Source organism: Streptomyces canus, from assembly GCF_041435015.1.
GTDB lineage: Bacteria > Actinomycetota > Actinomycetes > Streptomycetales > Streptomycetaceae > Streptomyces > Streptomyces canus_G.
The window spans coordinates 2,055,252-2,071,495 of the sequence record NZ_CP107989.1; the positions used below are offsets into that span (position 1 = coordinate 2,055,252).

Annotated in this window: 13 protein-coding genes; 2 read left to right on the forward strand and 11 right to left on the reverse strand. The window is 71.6% G+C overall.

Translation table 11 applies throughout. The features are described 5' to 3' along the window. Window positions 1-30 precede the first annotated feature (30 nt). Window positions 31-930 carry an arginase family protein gene (locus tag OG841_RS09320; RefSeq protein ID WP_328641861.1) on the reverse strand — a complete coding sequence of 300 codons (900 nt, stop codon included), beginning with the start codon at window positions 928-930 and terminating at the stop codon, window positions 31-33. Between the two features lie 58 nt (window positions 931-988). Between OG841_RS09320 and OG841_RS09325 the strand changes: the two genes are divergently transcribed. Beyond that, on the forward strand, window positions 989-1,336 hold the full coding sequence (locus tag OG841_RS09325) for a DUF6204 family protein (protein ID WP_059209561.1): 348 nt from the start codon (window positions 989-991) through the stop codon (window positions 1,334-1,336). Here the strand turns inward: OG841_RS09325 and OG841_RS09330 are convergent. The 7 genes from OG841_RS09330 to OG841_RS09360 form a co-directional block, all read right to left on the reverse strand. Further along, on the reverse strand, window positions 1,308-1,871 hold the full coding sequence (locus OG841_RS09330) for a GNAT family N-acetyltransferase (protein ID WP_328641860.1): 564 nt from the start codon (window positions 1,869-1,871) through the stop codon (window positions 1,308-1,310). The genes OG841_RS09325 and OG841_RS09330 overlap by 29 nt on opposite strands. A gap of 43 nt (window positions 1,872-1,914) precedes the next feature. After that, window positions 1,915-2,154 carry a LapA family protein gene (locus OG841_RS09335; protein WP_328641859.1) on the reverse strand — a complete coding sequence of 80 codons (240 nt, stop codon included), beginning with the start codon at window positions 2,152-2,154 and terminating at the stop codon, window positions 1,915-1,917. Between the two features lie 59 nt (window positions 2,155-2,213). Continuing rightward, window positions 2,214-3,968, reverse strand: coding sequence for a CocE/NonD family hydrolase (locus OG841_RS09340; RefSeq protein ID WP_371564429.1), 1,755 nt, complete (start codon window positions 3,966-3,968; stop codon window positions 2,214-2,216). A 109-nt stretch (window positions 3,969-4,077) separates the two neighbouring features. Further along, the gene (locus OG841_RS09345; RefSeq protein WP_371564431.1) at window positions 4,078-5,001 is read right to left on the reverse strand and encodes a S66 peptidase family protein; all 924 of its coding nucleotides are present in this window, start codon (window positions 4,999-5,001) and stop codon (window positions 4,078-4,080) included. Further along, complete coding sequence (locus OG841_RS09350) at window positions 4,998-6,962, reverse strand: LpqB family beta-propeller domain-containing protein (protein WP_371564433.1); 1,965 nt, start codon at window positions 6,960-6,962, stop codon at window positions 4,998-5,000. The genes OG841_RS09345 and OG841_RS09350 overlap by 4 nt, the downstream gene beginning before the upstream one ends. A gap of 4 nt (window positions 6,963-6,966) precedes the next feature. Next, window positions 6,967-8,271, reverse strand: a complete 1,305-nt coding sequence (locus tag OG841_RS09355; protein ID WP_328641855.1) for a M20/M25/M40 family metallo-hydrolase — start codon at window positions 8,269-8,271, stop codon at window positions 6,967-6,969. Further along, window positions 8,264-9,097, reverse strand: a complete 834-nt coding sequence (locus tag OG841_RS09360) for a M55 family metallopeptidase (protein WP_328641854.1) — start codon at window positions 9,095-9,097, stop codon at window positions 8,264-8,266. Before OG841_RS09360 ends, OG841_RS09355 begins: the two co-directional genes overlap by 8 nt. A 147-nt stretch (window positions 9,098-9,244) precedes the next feature. Between OG841_RS09360 and OG841_RS09365 the strand changes: the two genes are divergently transcribed. Next, window positions 9,245-10,360 carry an acyltransferase family protein gene (locus OG841_RS09365; RefSeq protein WP_328641853.1) on the forward strand — a complete coding sequence of 372 codons (1,116 nt, stop codon included), beginning with the start codon at window positions 9,245-9,247 and terminating at the stop codon, window positions 10,358-10,360. Between the two features lie 33 nt (window positions 10,361-10,393). Here OG841_RS09365 and OG841_RS09370 read toward each other — a convergent pair whose 3' ends face one another. The 3 genes from OG841_RS09370 to OG841_RS09380 all read right to left on the reverse strand — a co-directional run bounded on the left by OG841_RS09370 (window position 10,394) and on the right by OG841_RS09380 (window position 16,225). Next, window positions 10,394-11,119: a class I SAM-dependent methyltransferase gene (locus tag OG841_RS09370; RefSeq protein WP_371564436.1), complete on the reverse strand. Its 726-nt coding sequence runs from the start codon at window positions 11,117-11,119 to the stop codon at window positions 10,394-10,396. Window positions 11,120-11,254: 135 nt separating this feature from the next. Further along, window positions 11,255-13,720, reverse strand: coding sequence for an ATP-binding SpoIIE family protein phosphatase (locus tag OG841_RS09375; protein ID WP_371564439.1), 2,466 nt, complete (start codon window positions 13,718-13,720; stop codon window positions 11,255-11,257). A gap of 132 nt (window positions 13,721-13,852) precedes the next feature. Further along, window positions 13,853-16,225, reverse strand: a complete 2,373-nt coding sequence (locus tag OG841_RS09380) for an MFS transporter (protein WP_371564440.1) — start codon at window positions 16,223-16,225, stop codon at window positions 13,853-13,855. Window positions 16,226-16,244: the final 19 nt, after the last annotated feature.

Below are 16,244 nucleotides of genomic sequence, written 5' to 3' on the forward strand. Positions count from 1 at the left end.
CGACGGTGAGTCGGCCAGGGGAGCCGCCGGTCAGGATTGCGCAAAGGCGTCCACGACGATGTCGGTGAGCAGCGCGCCGGCCGTGCCCTCGGGGTCCAGATCGGGGTCGTAGATGGTGATGTTGAGGCCGACACAGGAGGGGGAGGCGAGCAACGGCCGCAGCAGGGAGGTGAGTTCGGCGGGCAGGAGCCCCTCCGGGTCGGGGCTGTCGACGGCGGGCATGACGGACGGGTCGAGGACATCGGCGTCCAGGTGCACCCAGAAGCCGTCGATCTCGGGGATCTCGAAGGCCTGGACGGTGGCCCGGGCGAGGGCGTCCGCGCCCCACTCCCGGAGATCACCGACCGTCACGACCGGGATCTTCAGGGCGGCGAGCTCGGCCCTGTCCTCCTCGAACTCGTCACGGATCCCGAAGAACCGCACGTCCTCGTCCCGCAGATAGGGCCGCAGACCTTCCAGGTTCGTCAGGTCCTCCTGCCCACGCCCGGTGGCCAGCGCGACCTCCTCGCCGCCCGCCGCGCCGATGCGGTCGGAGTTGCCGGTGTGCCGGAAGTCCGGCGAGGCGTCGATCGCGGCCAGCCCGTGGCGTCCGACGCGGCGCAGGGCGAGCGAGGCGCCGAGCTGGATGGAGCAGTCGCCGCCGAGGACGACGGGGAGATCCCCGGCGCGCACATGGCGCTCGATGCGGTCGGCGAGCCTGACGGTGTACGAGGCGATCGCGGCGGCGTTGAAGACGCCGTCACCCTCCTGCCAGTCCCCGCGGTCGTAGCGCGGCGGCACCACCACGCCGCCTTCCAGGGCGTGCAGCCGCTGTACGATCCGCTGCTCCCGGAGAGCACCTGCGAGCTTGTAGCAGCCGGGCACGGTGCCGGGGGCGGGCGGACGCAGGCCGAGGTTGGAGGGGGCGTCCAGCACGACGATATTCCGCATGCGGATCATCGTCGCCGACGTACAGTCGACCGTCCACGGGATTGACGAAGGAGCGACAGTGAGTGAGCAGCACACCTACCGGGTGATCGTGCGCGGAACCTGGGACGGGCTCACCGACGAGGCCCGCGCCCGGCTGCTCGCCGAGGCGGCGGACCACGGCATGGCGAGCATGCGGTTCACCGAGGAGGGCTCGCTGTCGTACGAGCCGGCGCCGCTGAAGCACTTCTCGATGCGGTACGTGGTGGTCTCGGACGCGGCGGACGGCGAGGAGATGGCGGGGGCGATCGCGGAGGACCGCGCCGAGGGCACGCTGCGGGATCTCGGTTACGGTTTCCGGGACCTGAAGTCGACGGTCACGGACCTCGACACCATGAAGATCAACCGGAAGCCCGCATCTCGGCGGTGATGGCCCAGCGCTCGTGGTCCCGCCAGTCCCCGTCGATGTAGATCATCTTCGGTGAGAAGCCTTCGAGGCGGAAGCCGCAGCTGCGGGCGAGGGCGAGGGAGCCGGCGTTCCGGGGCTGCGCGTTGATCTCGAGGCGGTGCAGCCGCATCGGGCCGAAGGCGTGGTCGATCACGAGGTTCAGCCCTTCGCGCATCAGCCCGCGCCCGGCCGCGTGCGCGAAGGCGCCGTAGCCCAGGGCCCCGCACTGGAAGCCGCCCTCGACGATGTTGTTGATGTTGATGTATCCGGCGATGGCCCCGTCGCCCCGCTCGCCGTCCTTCTCGCAGACCAGGAACCCCGCTTTGGTCCGGTCCTCGATCAGCCGTCCGGCGTAGGCGAGATAGGCGCTCTCGCTGTCGGGCGGGAACAGCCACGGCTGGTGGAGTTCCTTGCTCTCCCGGGCCCGGGCGGTGAACTCGGCGCCGTCCTCGTAGGTGAAGTGGCGTATGCCCACGCGGGGGCCTTCGGCGAGATAGCGGGAAGCGGTGTGCGGCATCTGACCACCCTACGATCCGCCGGGCATGAACCTCCGGGCAGTCCTAGCCGCGCCTCTTCATGACATACGCCCCGCACAGGGCCCCGATGAGGCCGGTGGCGAGCAGAGCCGTCCACAGGGGCATCGTCACCTCGGGGACCAGCAGCCGGATCCTCGTCGCCCGGGTGTTCTCGAAGATGAAGGTCAGGGCGAGGGCGGCCAGCAGCAGGACGACCGCCCTGGCGGGCGGCATCGTCCCGCTCCTGCCCTCGGTGGTGCCGGCTGCGGAGGTCTTCGGGCTCATGCGACCAGGGTGAGCCCGAAGACCTGGTCACGCACGGTGAGAGCTGCCCTCCGGGTGACTCACCGTCCGCCGACCGGCAGCTCCAGCACCCCGGCCCGCCCGGGCGCGCTCACCACGGTCACCGGCTTGATGCCCCGGTTCCCGAAGTACGCGTCGTCGCTCGCCGCGATGACGAACTGGAGCCGGTGCCCCTTCTCGTAGCGGTGGACGACCCCCGGCAGGGTCACCGTGAACGGCTTCGTCACGTCGGGCACCCGGACCGGCGCGACCAGCCGGTGGGCGAGCGTCTTCGTGCCGTCCGGAGCGATGTCGTAGATCTTGGCGAACAACACCAGCTTGTCGGCGGCGTCCCCCGAGTCCTGCGTCCGCTCGGCCTTCGGGGAGCTCACCTCGAGCGTGACCTTCGGGGCGCCGACGACGTCGAGGGTCCGGGGCAGGGGGGCACTGGTCCAGTCGGCGTAGGTGCCCTCGGTGTCGTACGGCGCCGGGTCCGGGAGGCCGAGGGCGCCGTACAGCGAACTCTCCGAATGGCTCGTGGGAACCAGCCGGTTGCTGTACGACCGACTGCCCCACGTCACCTTCCTGCTGTTGTCGACGAGCTTGCCGTCCCCGGAGAGGTAGAGCTTCTGGCTGAGCGCGGGCAGGTGGTCGGCGGTGGCGTAGGTGCCGTTCGGGTCGGTGATCCAGTCGCGGTAGTAGGCGAAGGCCGGGCCCGTGTCGACGTCCTTCCGCCCGTGCAGGTACCGGTCGAACCAGGCGAGGATCCGCCGGCCGACATAGCTGGTCTCCAAGTTGCCCTGGACGAGGTTGAGTTCACCGGCCGCCGGATCGGTGATCCCGCCGCTGTGCCCTCCCGACTGCCAGATCATCCTGGCGGTCGTGCCCTGCGCCTTGAGCTTCTTGTACGTCGCGGTCGCCTCGTTGAGATTGAAGAGACTGTCGCTCTGTCCCTGGACGAGCAGGGTGGGCGCCTTGACGCGGCTCAGGTACGACACCGGCGAGACACTGTGCGAGTAGTCGAGCAGCTCGGCCGTGCGGGCCGCCGGAAAGCTCCCGGAGTTGAGCGTACGGACGGTGTCGCAGGCCTCGGTCACGAAGTGCAGACAGCCCAGGGAGTTGATGCGGGACGGGTCGAGGTTCACCTCGGTCAGCGGCTGGCTCTCGCCGATGAGGTAGAAGCCGTTGGCCCACTGCCACTTGAAGGCACCGGGGACGCTCCCGGCGCGCGTCGTGTTGTTGGGGGCCAGTGCGTACGCCAGGTCGTTCCAGGTGATCATCGGCACGAGGGCGTCCACCCGATGGTCCACGGCGGCGGTCGCCAGCTGGATGGCGCCTCCGTAGGAGCCTCCGATCATGCCGACCCGCGGGTCGCCCGGGCCGTCGAGGGTGACGAAGTCGGCCCTGGTCCCGTCGTCGGCGGCACGCTTTCCGCCCAGGAAGTCGATCAGCGCCGAGGCGGCCGTCCCGTCGATGCGCGGGTCGTCGAGGGAGATCAGACAGCCGGACCTGCCGAAGCCGAGCCCCGACCAGGCGAGCGAGACATAACCGCGCTGGGCGAAGGCCCTGGCGGTGGCGTCCGTGGAACCGTCGGACTTGCTGCCGCCGAAGCCGTTGGTGGTGAGCACGGCGGGCGCCCGCTCCACACCCGACGGGCGGTACAGGTCGGCGTCGATCGTGCAGGTGCGACTGCCGACCTGGACCGTGAACTTCACCGCGCTGACGGTGTATTGGCCGGTCGCGGGGGCGGGAGTGGTGAGCGTGGCGGCGAGCAGGAGCGCGAGTGGGACGGAATGTCCGAGCACACGACGGGACACGGAGATACCTCCACACTGGGGACACAACCCGAGACTTACCGACCGGTAGTCATGGTGTGACACGTGTCAGAGGAGGTCAATCGCCCGACCGGGTGTTTCTGACGGAGATTCAGCGGAGGGCGGGTTCTGCCAGCGTCAGCGTGCCCGTGTCGGCATCGAGCTCGGCGGCCACTCCGAAGGGGATCGTCAACGCCCCTTCGCAGTGGCCGAATCCGAACTCCTCGACGACGGGCACGCCGAGTCCGCCGAGCCGGTCGAGGAGCAGCGCGCGCACGCTCTCGTACGGTTCGCACCTCTCCCACGACCCGAGGAGCACCCCGCGCACCCCGTCGAGCCAGTCGGCGCGCAGGAGCTGGGTCAGATAGCGGTCGAGGCGGTACGTCTCCTCGCCGACGTCCTCCAGGCAGAGCAGGCCCCCGCGCGCGCCGGGCCGGGCGTGAGCGGAGCCCAGTTCGGAGGCGAGCAGGCACAGACAGCCGCCCAGGGTGACGCCGAGGGCCCGGCCGGGGACGAGGGCCCTGCCACCGGAGGCGATCGTGCGGACCGTCTCCGGCGCGAACAGCGTGGACCTCAGATGCTCCTGGGCCCGCGCGTTCTTGATGAAGTCGAAGCCGGCGGCCATCGGACCGTACAGCGTGACCAGGCCGAGCCGGGCGGCGAACGCCTCGTGCAGCGCGGTCACGTCACTGAATCCGACCAGCACCTTGGGACCGGCCGCGCGCAGGGCGTTCCAGTCGAGCAGTTCGACCATGCGCATCGCGCCGTATCCCCCGCGGGCGCACAGCACGGCGTCCACGGACGGGTCGCACCAGGCGTTCTGGAGATCTGCCGCCCGGTCGGCGTCGGTGCCCGCGAGGTAGCCGAACTCGCCGTGCCGGTCGAGGACATGGGGTCCCACGACGGGGTCCAGATCCCAGCCGCGCAGGATGTCCAGGCCCGCCTGGAGCCGTTCCTCCGGCACCGGCCCGCTGGGCGCGACCACGGCCACGCGCGCGCCCGGGGTGAGTCTGGAGGGCCTGACGAGTTCCTTCACTTGACGAGCTCCAATGTCGGTACGCCGGGCGGGTTCAGCCCGAACACCTGTGCATACAGGGAGAGTTCGGCCTCAAGAGCCCGGATCATGGTCTCGGCCCGACGGAACCCGTGCCCCTCCCCCTCGAAGGCGAGGTACGCGTGCGGCACCCGCCGGCCGGCGATCCGGGACAGGAACCGCTCGCACTGCGCGGGCGGGCAGATCACGTCGTCCAGGCCCTGGAGCAGCAGGAAGGGCACGGTGACCCGGTCGGCGTGCTCGACGGGCGAGCGTTCCGCGTACCGGCCGGGGACCTCGGCGAACGGTCCGACCAGGCTCTCCAGATACTGGGACTCGAAGTCGTGGGTCTCCCCCGTGCCCCAGCCGGCCAGGTCGAGGATCGGGTAGACGATCGTGCCGCAGGCGTAGACGTCGGTCGCGGTGAGCGAGGCGGCCGCGGTCCAGCCGCCCGCGCTGCCGCCGCGGACGGCGAGCCGGTCGCGGTCGGCGGTGCCCTCGTCGGCGAGGGCGAGCGCGACGGCGGCGCAGTCCTCGACGTCGACCACGCCCCACTGCTCGCGCAGCCGGTTGCGGTACTCCCGCCCGTACCCGGTGGAGCCGCCGTAGTTGACCTCGGCGACGCCGATGCCGCGCGAGGTGAAGTAGGCGATCGAGAGGTCGAGCACGAGGGGCGCGTGCCCGGTGGGTCCGCCGTGCACCCAGACGACGTACGGCGGCAGCTCGCCGCCCGGCGCCCGGTGTCCGGGGTGGTGGGGCGGGTAGACGTGGGCGTGGATGTCGCGGCCGTCCGGACCGGTGAAGGTACGGATCAGGGGCTCGGGGTAGTACACGGGGTCGACGGGGTCGTCGTGCGGGGCGCCGATCACCCGGGCCCGGCCGGTGCGTGTGTCCAGCTCCACGACCTCGTAGGCGGTGCGGGGGCTGGCGCCGACGGCGACGACCCGTTCGCCGTGCACCGCGAGGGTGGGCGCGAACTCGGTCCAGGGCCCTGCCGCGTCCACGAGTTCGCCGGTCTCAAGGTCCAGGATCCCGAGGGCGGTCGAGCCGCTGCCGTGCACGACGGCGATCAGTCCGCTGTCCAGGGGCGCGAACCAGCGGTGGCCGAGCTTCCAGAGGGCGCCGCCGAACTCCTCCTCGCGCGGGCAGAGTTGCTCGCCGTCGCGGTAGAGGTTCCACCAGCCGGTGCGGTCGCTCGCGTACAGGAGACGGCCATCGGGCGACCAGTCGGCCTGGGCGATCGACTCCTCCGGACCGCCGGCCAGGGTGCGGGGCTCGACGAGCGTGCCGTGGGGCCCGATGTCCGCGACGACCAGTTCCGTGCCGTCCCAGGGCATGCGCGGGTGGTCCCAGGCCAGCCAGGCCGCGCGCGAGCCGTCGGGGGAGATGCGGGGGCCGGTGACGAACCGGTGGCGGTCGTCGGTGAGTTCGCGCACCGCGTCCCGGTCCCGCACGGCCGAGCCGTCGAGCGGTACGGCGGCCAGGACCCGGCGGACGTCGGTGGGTCCGTCGCCGGTGAACTCCTCGAGGACGCACCACACTTCACCGAGGTCGAGTCTCACCTGCGGTTCCGCCCAGCGCAGTCCGCCGCCCACCGGGGAGAGGGGTGTCAGGGGACGCGGCTCGCTCCCGGGCTCGTACCGGTACAGCCGCTGGTCGGCGAAGTGCACGAACACGACGAGCGGTTCGCCGGCCACCACCGCGCCGGACCAGGGATGGCCGCCGTACTCGATGACCCGGCTGCGCACGTTCCACGGCGCGGGCAGCACCGACTCCTCCTGCCCGTCGGCGCGTCTACGCACGAGCGTGCGGCGGCCGCCCTCGGTGGGCCGGGGTTCGGTCCACCACACCTCGTCCCCGACGAAGCCCAGCCATTCGGGGTGCCCGTCGTGCGCGGCCGCGAGCGCCGCGTCGATGGGCGAGGGCCAGGAACCGTATGCCGACGTCTGCACGTTCTCCCCCACTTGCTCAGGCCGTTCGCAGGAAGCGGTCGAGTACCCGCACGCCGAAGTGCAGTGCCTCGACGGGGACGCGCTCGTCGACCCCGTGGAACAGGGCCTGGTAGTCGAAGCCCTCCGGGAGCTTCAGGGGCGCGAACCCGTACCCGGTGATGCCGAGGCGGGAGAACTGCTTGGCGTCGGTGCCGCCGGACATGCAGTACGGCACCACATGCCCCTCGGGCGCGAACTCCTCGACGGCGGCACGCATGGTGGCGTACGTCGGCGAGTCGACCGGCGCCTGGAGGGCGACCTCGCGATGACTGAACTCCCAGTCCACGTCAGGTCCGGTGAGCAGGTCGAGGGTCGCCCGGAACTCCTCCTCGCCGCCGGGCAGATAGCGGCCGTCGACGTAGGCCACTGCCTCCCCCGGGATCACGTTGAGCTTGTAACCGGCCTCCAGCATGGTCGGGTTGGCGCTGTTGCGGACGGTCGCCTCGACCAGCTTGGCGGCGGGGCCCAGCTTCTCCAGCAGCCGGTCCACGTCGGTGAGGTCCGTCTCGATGCCGTAGAGCGCGGCGAGTTCGGCGAGGGCCGCGCGGACGGTCGGGGTGAGCCGCAGCGGCCACTCGTGCTCGCCGACGCGGGTGACGGCGGCGGCGAGCCGGGTGACCGCGTTCTCCTTGTTGACCTTGGAGCCGTGCCCCGCGCGGCCACGCGCGGTGAGCTTCAGCCAGCCCGTGCCGCGCTCCCCCGCGGCGATGGGGTAGATCTGCCGCCCGGCGCCGTCGTGGAAGGTGAACGCCCCCGACTCGCTGATCCCCTCCGTGCACCCCTCGAAGAGCTCGGGGTGCTCGTCGGCGAGGAACCCTGAGCCGTCCACGGCACTGGCCTCCTCGTCGGCGGTGAACGCGATCACGAGGTCCCGCCGGGGCCGTACGCCCTGCCGGGCCCAGCCCCGCACCACGGCCAGGATCATCGCGTCCATGTTCTTCATGTCGACCGCGCCGCGCCCCCAGACGACGCCGTCGCGGATCTCCCCGGAGAAGGGGTGAACGCTCCAGTCGGCGGCCTCGGCGGGCACGACGTCCAGATGGCCGTGGACGAGCAGCGCGTCCGCCGACGGGTCGCTGCCCTCGATACGGGCGACGACGTTCGTACGGCCCTTGGTGCGCTCCAGCATCATCGGCTGAAGGCCCGCCCCGGCCAGCTGCTCGGCCGCGTACTCGGCGGCGGGGCGCTCCTGGCAGTCGCCGCCGCCCCGGTTGGTGGTGTCGATGCGGATGAGGTCGGAGGTGAACCGGACGACCTCGTCCAGTGCCTGCTGGTCAGCCATACTGCTCCTCCACGGCGGCCGAGACGATGGTGGTGACCGCCTTGAAGGTACGGATTCCCGCGTACATGGTCTCGCTGGGGTACGCCACCTTCCGCTCCCCGATCCGCCGCACCCCCGGCACCACGGTGGCGGCCATCGCGAGATGCTCGGCGTCGAACTCGACGGCGATCGTGAACGGCCCTGCCTGCACGGGCTCCTGACGAGTCGCCAGCCGCGCCGCCTCCTTGGCGGCGGCCCGGATGTCGGCGGCCGTCCGGGTCGGCGTACGGCACACGGCCGCATAGCGCGAGACGTGGTCCTTGACCGCGACCTTCAGTGCCTGCGGGGCGTAGCCGAGCGCGTCCTCGCAGGCCACGTCGTCGCCGGTGACGAGCACGACGGGGACGCCGTACTCGGCGACCACGTGCGCGTTGAGATGTCCCTCGCTCGCGGGCACGTCGTTCAGCCACACCCCGGTGATGGAGTTGGCGAGGTAGGTGTGGGCGAGAACGCCCTCCTGGCCCGCGCCCGCGTGGTAGCCGAGGAACGCGATGCCGTCGACGTCGCCGTGCTGGACGCCCTCGACCATGGAGAGGTCCTTGTGCCGGCCGGTGAGCATCTGCGCGCGCTCGTCGAGCCGCTCCAGGAGCAGGTTGCGCATGGTCCAGTGGGCCTCGTTGACGAGTACCTCGTCGGCGCCCCCGTCGAAGAAGCCCAGCACGGCGGCGTTCACGTCCGAGGTGAACATCGCCCGGCACCGCTCCCACTGCGGTGTGCCCGGCAGCACGTCGGCCGGCCAGGTCACTCCGGTCGCGCCCTCCATGTCGGCGCTGATCAGGATCTTCATGGTCCGCCACGTTACGCGTCGCGGAGGTTTGCGTCGCCCGCAGGTGGTGAGGCGAGTCCTTGTGCCGCTCCCCCCTGCCGCACAGGCAACCCCTGGAAGACGCGTATCCTCCCTCGCGGGTTCCACAGGAGACGGACAGGGAGCAGCGTGAGCGACACCGCACAGCCCGTACAGGCGCCACGACGGACGACGGCGACCACCGCGCCGGGGAACCCGCCCGGACGCCCGAAGCAGCGCGACGCGTTCTTCGACAACGCCAAGTACCTCGCGATCGTGCTGGTGGCCATGGGGCACGCCTGGGAGCCGCTGCGCTCCGACAGCCGTGCCGTCACCGCGCTCTACACGATCGTCTACGCCTTCCACATGCCGGCGTTCATCATCATCTCGGGCTACTTCTCCCGCTCCTTCGACGCGAGCCCGGCGAAGATCAAGCGACTGGTCACCGGCGTCGTCGTCCCTTACGTCGTGTTCGAGACGGCGTACACCTATTTCACCCGGTGGTCCGACGGTGTCCCGGACCGTGAGATCAGCCTCCTGGACCCGCTCTACCTGACGTGGTTCCTGGCGGCCCTGTTCATCTGGCGGCTGACCACCCCGATCTGGCGGAGCGTGCGGTGGCCGCTGCCGATCGCGCTCACCCTCGCCGCGCTCGCCACCCTGAGCCCGTCCATCGGCAACGACCTCGACCTCCAGCGCACCCTGCAGTTCCTGCCGTACTTCGTGCTCGGTCTGTGTCTGCGCCCCGCGCACTTCTCGCTGGTACGGCAGTGGCGGGTGCGCATCCTCGCGGTCCCGGTCCTCGCGGCCGCGCTGGTGTTCTCCTACTGGGCGGTCCCGCGCATGGACTACGCCTGGTTCTTCCACCGCGACGCCGCCGAGGACTTCGGTGTGCCCGCCTGGTACGGGCCGCTGATGACGCTGGCCCTCTTCGGCTGCTCGCTGGTCCTGGTCGCCTGCTTCCTGTCCTGGGTGCCGGGGCGCCGGATGTGGTTCACGACCCTGGGCGCGGGCACGCTCTACGGCTATCTGCTGCACGGTTTCGTCGTCCAGGCCGGCAACCACTTCGACTGGGCCGGCCACCACTGGGCGCACACGCCACTGGGCGCGATCGCCGTGACCGTCGTCGCCGCCGTGGTGGTGACCGCGCTGTGCACCGCGCCCGTGCGGCGGGTCTTCCGGTGCGTGATGGAGCCGCGGATGGAGTGGGCGTTCCGGAAGACCCCGCCCGGCACGGGCGCGGTGCCGGCCCAGGTGCGCCGGTAAGGCCTGCCTCCAGGGAAGAGGCCGGCCCGGTCGTCAGGCGGCGCGGCCCACCGCCCACCACTTCGACGGCAGTTCGATCCGGGTGCCGTCGGACCGGTACTCGGTGGTGATGAGCGGCAGTTCACCGCTCGCCACGATCGTCAGCCCGGCCGCCCCGAGGTACACCGGCACCGCCTCGTCGGCCACCTCACCAGGGGCGATACCGTGCGCGAAGATGGGCGCCAGCTTGGCGGGCGGCCCGTCGGGGCTCTGCGCGAGGCCCACGAGGACGGCCTTGGCCGCCTCGGAGAGCTCGACGAGGAAGGCCCGGCCGCGTTCCCCGACGAGCGTGGCGATCCCGTCGACCATCTGCTGCCGGTCCTCGGGCGCGGCCTGGTGCAGCACGCCCCGCATGTAGACGTTGGCGTCGCCGAGTGCGGCGTGCAGGTTCTCCGGCTCGGCCTTGTCGGAGGCGTCCAGCAGCCGGTAGGTCACCTGCTCCTCGGGGTCGGCGTCGCGGGCGCGATCGAGGGCGGCGGCGGACAGGTCGACGCCGATCACCTGGGTGAAGTGGGCGGCGAGAAAACGGCTCTGGGTGCCGTTCCCGCAACCCAGGTCCACGAGTGGCAGCCCGGCGTCGACCAGGAGCGGCTCGAAGTGGGCAAGGTGGACCCCGGCGGTCAGCACCGGCTCCGCATCCCAGAACACGGCCCCCTGCCGTCCCGGGGCCTCCCGCCAGAACCCCTCCCAGGACTCCCGGTACCGACCGCTCACGCTCATGCCCAACTCCCCAGGATGCGAACACAACCCGCCACATCTGACAGGCCAGTACGGTGTATCGCGCCGAGGTTGCGCGGACAAGCGCATGGCGCATTCCTTCACTGCCAGTTCGAGCGAGCGCCCGTGGACAGCCGATCAGCGACGCGGCAGGGTCAGTTCGAACCAGACGGTCTTCCCGGCCTTCGTACGACTCGCCCCCCACTCCCGGGCGAGCGTACTGACCACCCTGAGTCCCCGCCCCAGTTCATCGGTGGGTCCGGCACTCAACAGGTTCGGCAGCTCATGGTCGTCGTCGTCCACCTCGCACAGCAGGGAGTCCCCCCGCACGAGCCGCAGCTCGACGGGACGGCTGTGGGAGTGCCGCACCGCGTTGGTCACCAGCTCGCTCACCATGAGCTCGGCGCCGTCGGCCAGCCTTCCCAGCCCCCAGTCGTGAAGCTGCTCCCGCACCACCGCGCGGGCCCGCCCCACCTCGACCGGATCCAGGGAGATCCGCCACTCGGCCACGTCGTCCGGCTCGATGCCGTTGAGCCGGGCCATGAGCAGCGCCACGTCGTCCTTGCGGCCGCCGCGTGTGTTGAGCGCGCGGATGATGGCGTCGCAGGCGTCGTCCATGGACGCGGCCGGATGCGCGGCGGACTCGGTGAGCGTCGCGAGACCGACCCCGATGTCCTCGCCGCGCACCTCCACCAGCCCGTCGGTGCACATCAGCAGCCGGTCACCGGGCGCCACACGCACGCGTATCGCCTCGAACGGCACCCCGCCGACACCGATGGGCGCCCCGGTCGGCAGGTCGAGCAGCTCGCTGCGCCCGTCCCCGGCCCGCACGATCACCGGCGGGATATGCCCCGCGTTGGCGATGTGGAGTTCGCTCGCGATCGGGTCGTAGACGGCGTAGAGGCAGGTCGCGAGGTAGGTGTCCCCGAGTCGCTGGGCGAGGTCGTCGAGGTTGCGCAGCAGCTGGGCCGGCGGCAGGTCGAGCGCCGCCATGGTCTGTACGGCCGTCCGCAACTGGCCCATCATGGCAGCCGAGTTGAGCCCGTGCCCCATCACGTCGCCGACCACGAGAGCCGTACGCGCGCCGGGCAGTTTGACGGAGTCGAACCAGTCGCCGCCGACACGTCCCAGGAGCGTGCCCGGCAGATAGCGGGTGGCGATGTCGCAGCCCGCCATACGGGGCGGGATGTGCGGCAGCATGCTGTCCTGGAGGGTCTCGGCGACGGACTCCTGGAAGGTGTACATGCGCGCGTTGTCGAGCACGAGGCCCGCGCGGGCGGCGAGTTCGGCGCCGGTGACCCGGTCCATGTCGTTGAACTCGACGCGCTCGGGGTGGCGCAGCAGGATCATGAAGCCGAGGACCACATTGCGGGCCTTCAGCGGTACGACCAGCATGGAGCGGCCGGTGATCAGCGGCCTGATGTCCCGCTTCTCGAACTGCGAGGCGATCGCGTGCCCCATCTGCTCGCTGATCCGCGGCACGAGGACGGGCTCACCGGTGGTCATGCACTGGAAGAACGGCGTGTGCGCGGGGAACGGCATGGCCTCGCCGACCGGCACGACATCGTCCCAGCGGCCGGGTTCGTCGGTGTGCTCCAGGGCCACCCGGTGCCACATGGTGGTGGTGTCGGGCACCCCGTCGGGGAACCCCTCACCGGCGACGACCTGTTCGCGCAGATAGGTGCCGGCGACATCGGTGAAGCGGGGCACGACGGCCCTGCTGACCTCGACGATGGTCCGGGACAGGTCGAGGGACGTGCCGATCTTCCCGCTGACCTCGTTGAGGAACTCCAGCCGCTCGCGTACGGCGACGTACTCGAGGTCCTCGCCCTCGTCCAGGTCGTCCTGCGGCAACGGCAGGCCCTCCGCGGCCGCCCGGGCCGCCCACTCACGGCGGGCCTTGCGCTCGGCACGCCGGGGCACGCCCCAGTCGGGGGTGACGGGCACCCGGTCGTTCTGGCTGAACTCCATGACGGGATAGCCCAGTTCGAGGACCTGCGCGACGATGCGGGCGCTCTCGCCGACGCTCATGCTGGGCAGGATCTCGGGGAGCCCGCGGGCGAGCTCGTCGGCGCCCGGGAAGTCGGTGTGCAGGGCGAAGGCGGGCGCGATCCGCTCGACGGCCACCGTGCCTTCGTCCAGGTCCAGGTCCTGGTGGAGCAAACCCGCGTCGGCGGCCAGCACCAGCAGACGCTCCCGGCCGGGGCCCACCAGCGGGTAGGCCCACCACAGGACGTCCACGCGGTCCGCGCCGGGCACGGTGAGACGCGCGCGTCCGGCGGCCGGGTAGGAAAGGCCGCCGTCGAGAGAGGACTCGAGATCGGGTCCGAGTCCGTCGTAGGCCGCGTACACGCCGTAGGGCGGGGTGTCCTCCTCGGCGAGTGCCCCGGAGACGGGCAGCAGGTCGGCCGCCGAGCGGCCGATGGCCTCCTCCTTGGTGGCGCCGAACAAGCGGCTCGCGCCGCGGCTCCAGTGGGAGACCATGCCGTCGCGGTCCACCACGACCACGGCCAGCGGGACACGTCCGGCCGCGGCGGGTCCGTCCGCCGCGCCGTTCCCAGCTCCGCGGCTGGGAGGTGCGCCCCTCTCGGTGCCACGGTCCATGGCCCAGGCCCTCTCTCCGCAAGATCTGTGCCCGCCTGCTCCACCGTACGGCGCCGGGCAGCACGGTGTGCGGCAACGCGGGAATTGGCCGGACCGGATCGCACCGGCGCGCGCCCCCGTCCTGACACTCCGTCAGTCTCCGTGTCCGAGCTGGAGATCCCGCTCCGTCCGGCCGCCTCCGCCCACCTGGAGGACGGTGGCGACCGGTGGGTATCCGGCGGCGATGACGGTGTACTCGCCGCCGGACAGGTCGCCGAAGCGGAAACCGCCGTCGGGGCCGGTCGTGAGGGTGTCCACGACGTTGCCGGCCACGTCCAGGAGGGTCACGCGCGCGTCCTCGACGGACCGTCCGCCACCGGCCCGCACGGTGCCGCGCAGCACCGCGCCGCCCGCGAGTTCGACGTCCTGGCGGGTCTCCCGGGAGGCCTGGACGGTGACGGGGAGCGCCGCGGGTCGGAACGCGGGCGCACTGGCGGCGAGGGTGTACTCCCCGGCGACCAGTTCGGTGACGGCGTAGCCGCCCTCGTCTCCGCTGCGGGTGGTGGCCACGACCTCGCCGTGCACATCGGTGAGGGTGACGGCGGCGTCCCGCACGGGCGTGCCGTCGGCGGTCCGCACCCGGCCCGCGAGCCGTCCGGCGCCGCCGAGGACGATGTCCAGTTCGACGGGACGCTCGCCGACGGTCACGGAGACGGCCTGCGGCTGGTGGCCGCCCGCGGCGGAGATGAGGACGTACGTCCCCGGTCCGGGCGTCGACAGCGCGTACCGCCCGTCCTCGCCGCTGGCACCGCGCCCGATCTGCGCACCGGCCACGTCGATGAGCGTGAGCGCGGCCCGCGGCAGGACGGTGCCGTCGCAGTGCTGCACGGTGCCGCGGACGGAGGGCCCGGCGGTGCCGGTGTACGGCGGACGCGACTGCGGGATCGTGGCGTTCACCGGCGCGGTCGCCGTCTCGGGGGCATCGTGGGTCACCAGCGGTTTCTCCTTGAGGAAGAAGGCGATGAACAGGCCGAGGGCGAGGACCGGCACGAGGTAGAGGAAGATCCTCGGCATGGCGTCGGCGTAGGCCCGGATGTAGCTGTCGCGGAGCGCCGGGGGCAGGGCGTGGACGAGCTGCGGGGTGATGGACTCGGGGTCGGGCAGCCCGGCACCGGTCGGCAGCCGCTCGGTGAGCGCGTCGGCGAGCCGGTCGGCGAAGAGCGTGCCGAAGACCGCCGCTCCGACGCTGCCGCCGATCTGCCGGAAGTAGTTGTTGGCGCTGGTGGCGGTGCCGAGGTCGGCGGGGCGGACGGAGTTCTGCACGGCGAGGATCAGCACCGGCATCACCATGCCGATCCCGGCGCCGAGGACGGCCATCCAGACGCTGTAGTGCAGCCGGGGTGTGTCGACCTCGAGGCGGGACAGCAGCCACATGCCGACGACGGAGAGGGCGCTGCCGAGGATCGGCCAGATGCGGTAGCGGCCGGTGTGGCTGATGAGCTGCCCGGAGACGACGGAGGCGCCGACGATCCCGGCCATCATGGGCAGCATCAGCAGTCCGGACTCGGTGGCGCTCGCCCCGTCGACCATCTGGAGGAAGGTCGGCAGATAGCTCGCCGCCCCGAAGAGCGCGACGCCGATCACCAGGCCCACCAGAGCGGTGACGTTGAAGACGGGGTCCCTGAACAGCCTCAGCGGCATGAGGGGTTCGGCGGCGAAGTGCTCGGCGACGAGGAAGAGCACCGCGGAGGCGGCGGCCCCGGCGCCCAGTCCTAGGACGACCCGCGAGTCCCAGGCGTACTCGGTCCCGCCCCAACTGGTCAGCAGGACCAGGCAGGTGGAGGCGGCGGCGAGCAGGAGGGTGCCGAGGACGTCGAGCCGCGGCGTGACCCGGGGCTTCGGAAGCTTCAGTACGGCGGTGACGACGGCCAGGGTCAGCAGACCGAAGGGCACGTTGATGTAGAAGCACCAGCGCCAGGAGAGGTGGTCCGTGAAGTAGCCGCCGAGCAGCGGGCCCGCGACGGAGGCCAGTCCGAAGGCGGCGCCGATCAGGCCCATGAAGCGGCCGCGCCGCCGGGGCGGCACGATGTCGGCGATGATCGCCTGCACCCCGATCATGAGACCGCCCGCGCCGACACCCTGAACCGCGCGGAAGGCGATCAACTGGTCCATGGTCCCGGCCCGTCCGGCGAGCGCGGAGCCGACGACGAACACGACGATCGCGAACTGGAAGACGCCCTTGCGGCCGAGCAGATCGCCGAGCTTGCCGTAGACCGGCAGTCCGATCGTGGCGGTGAGCAGGTAGGCGGTGATCGCCCAGGACATCCGGTCCAGGCCGTGCAGCTCACCGACGATCTTCGGGAGCGCGGTGGCGACGATCATCTGCTCCAGCGCCGCGAGGAGCAGCGCGAGCATCAGCCCGAAGAAGACCAACCGCACCCGCCGCGGGCCGAGTTCGACGGGCGGCGTAGGTACCTCGGGGGGCGCTTCGACCCGTTCCTCATGCACCGGAGTCGTCACGCCCACGTCCCGCTCCCCTCGTCGC

Excerpts from the sequence above, each read along its gene's own strand:
- OG841_RS09335 (WP_328641859.1), bottom strand. The coding sequence starts at position 2,154 with ATGAGCCCGAAGACCTCCGCAGCCGGCACCACCGAGGGCAGGAGCGGG.
- OG841_RS09375 (WP_371564439.1), bottom strand. The coding sequence starts at position 13,720 with ATGGACCGTGGCACCGAGAGGGGCGCACCTCCCAGCCGCGGAGCTGGG.
- OG841_RS09320 (WP_328641861.1), bottom strand. The coding sequence starts at position 930 with ATGCGGAATATCGTCGTGCTGGACGCCCCCTCCAACCTCGGCCTGCGT.
- OG841_RS09355 (WP_328641855.1), bottom strand. The coding sequence starts at position 8,271 with ATGGCTGACCAGCAGGCACTGGACGAGGTCGTCCGGTTCACCTCCGAC.
- OG841_RS09330 (WP_328641860.1), bottom strand. The coding sequence starts at position 1,871 with ATGCCGCACACCGCTTCCCGCTATCTCGCCGAAGGCCCCCGCGTGGGC.
- OG841_RS09360 (WP_328641854.1), bottom strand. The coding sequence starts at position 9,097 with ATGAAGATCCTGATCAGCGCCGACATGGAGGGCGCGACCGGAGTGACC.
- OG841_RS09370 (WP_371564436.1), bottom strand. The coding sequence starts at position 11,119 with ATGAGCGTGAGCGGTCGGTACCGGGAGTCCTGGGAGGGGTTCTGGCGG.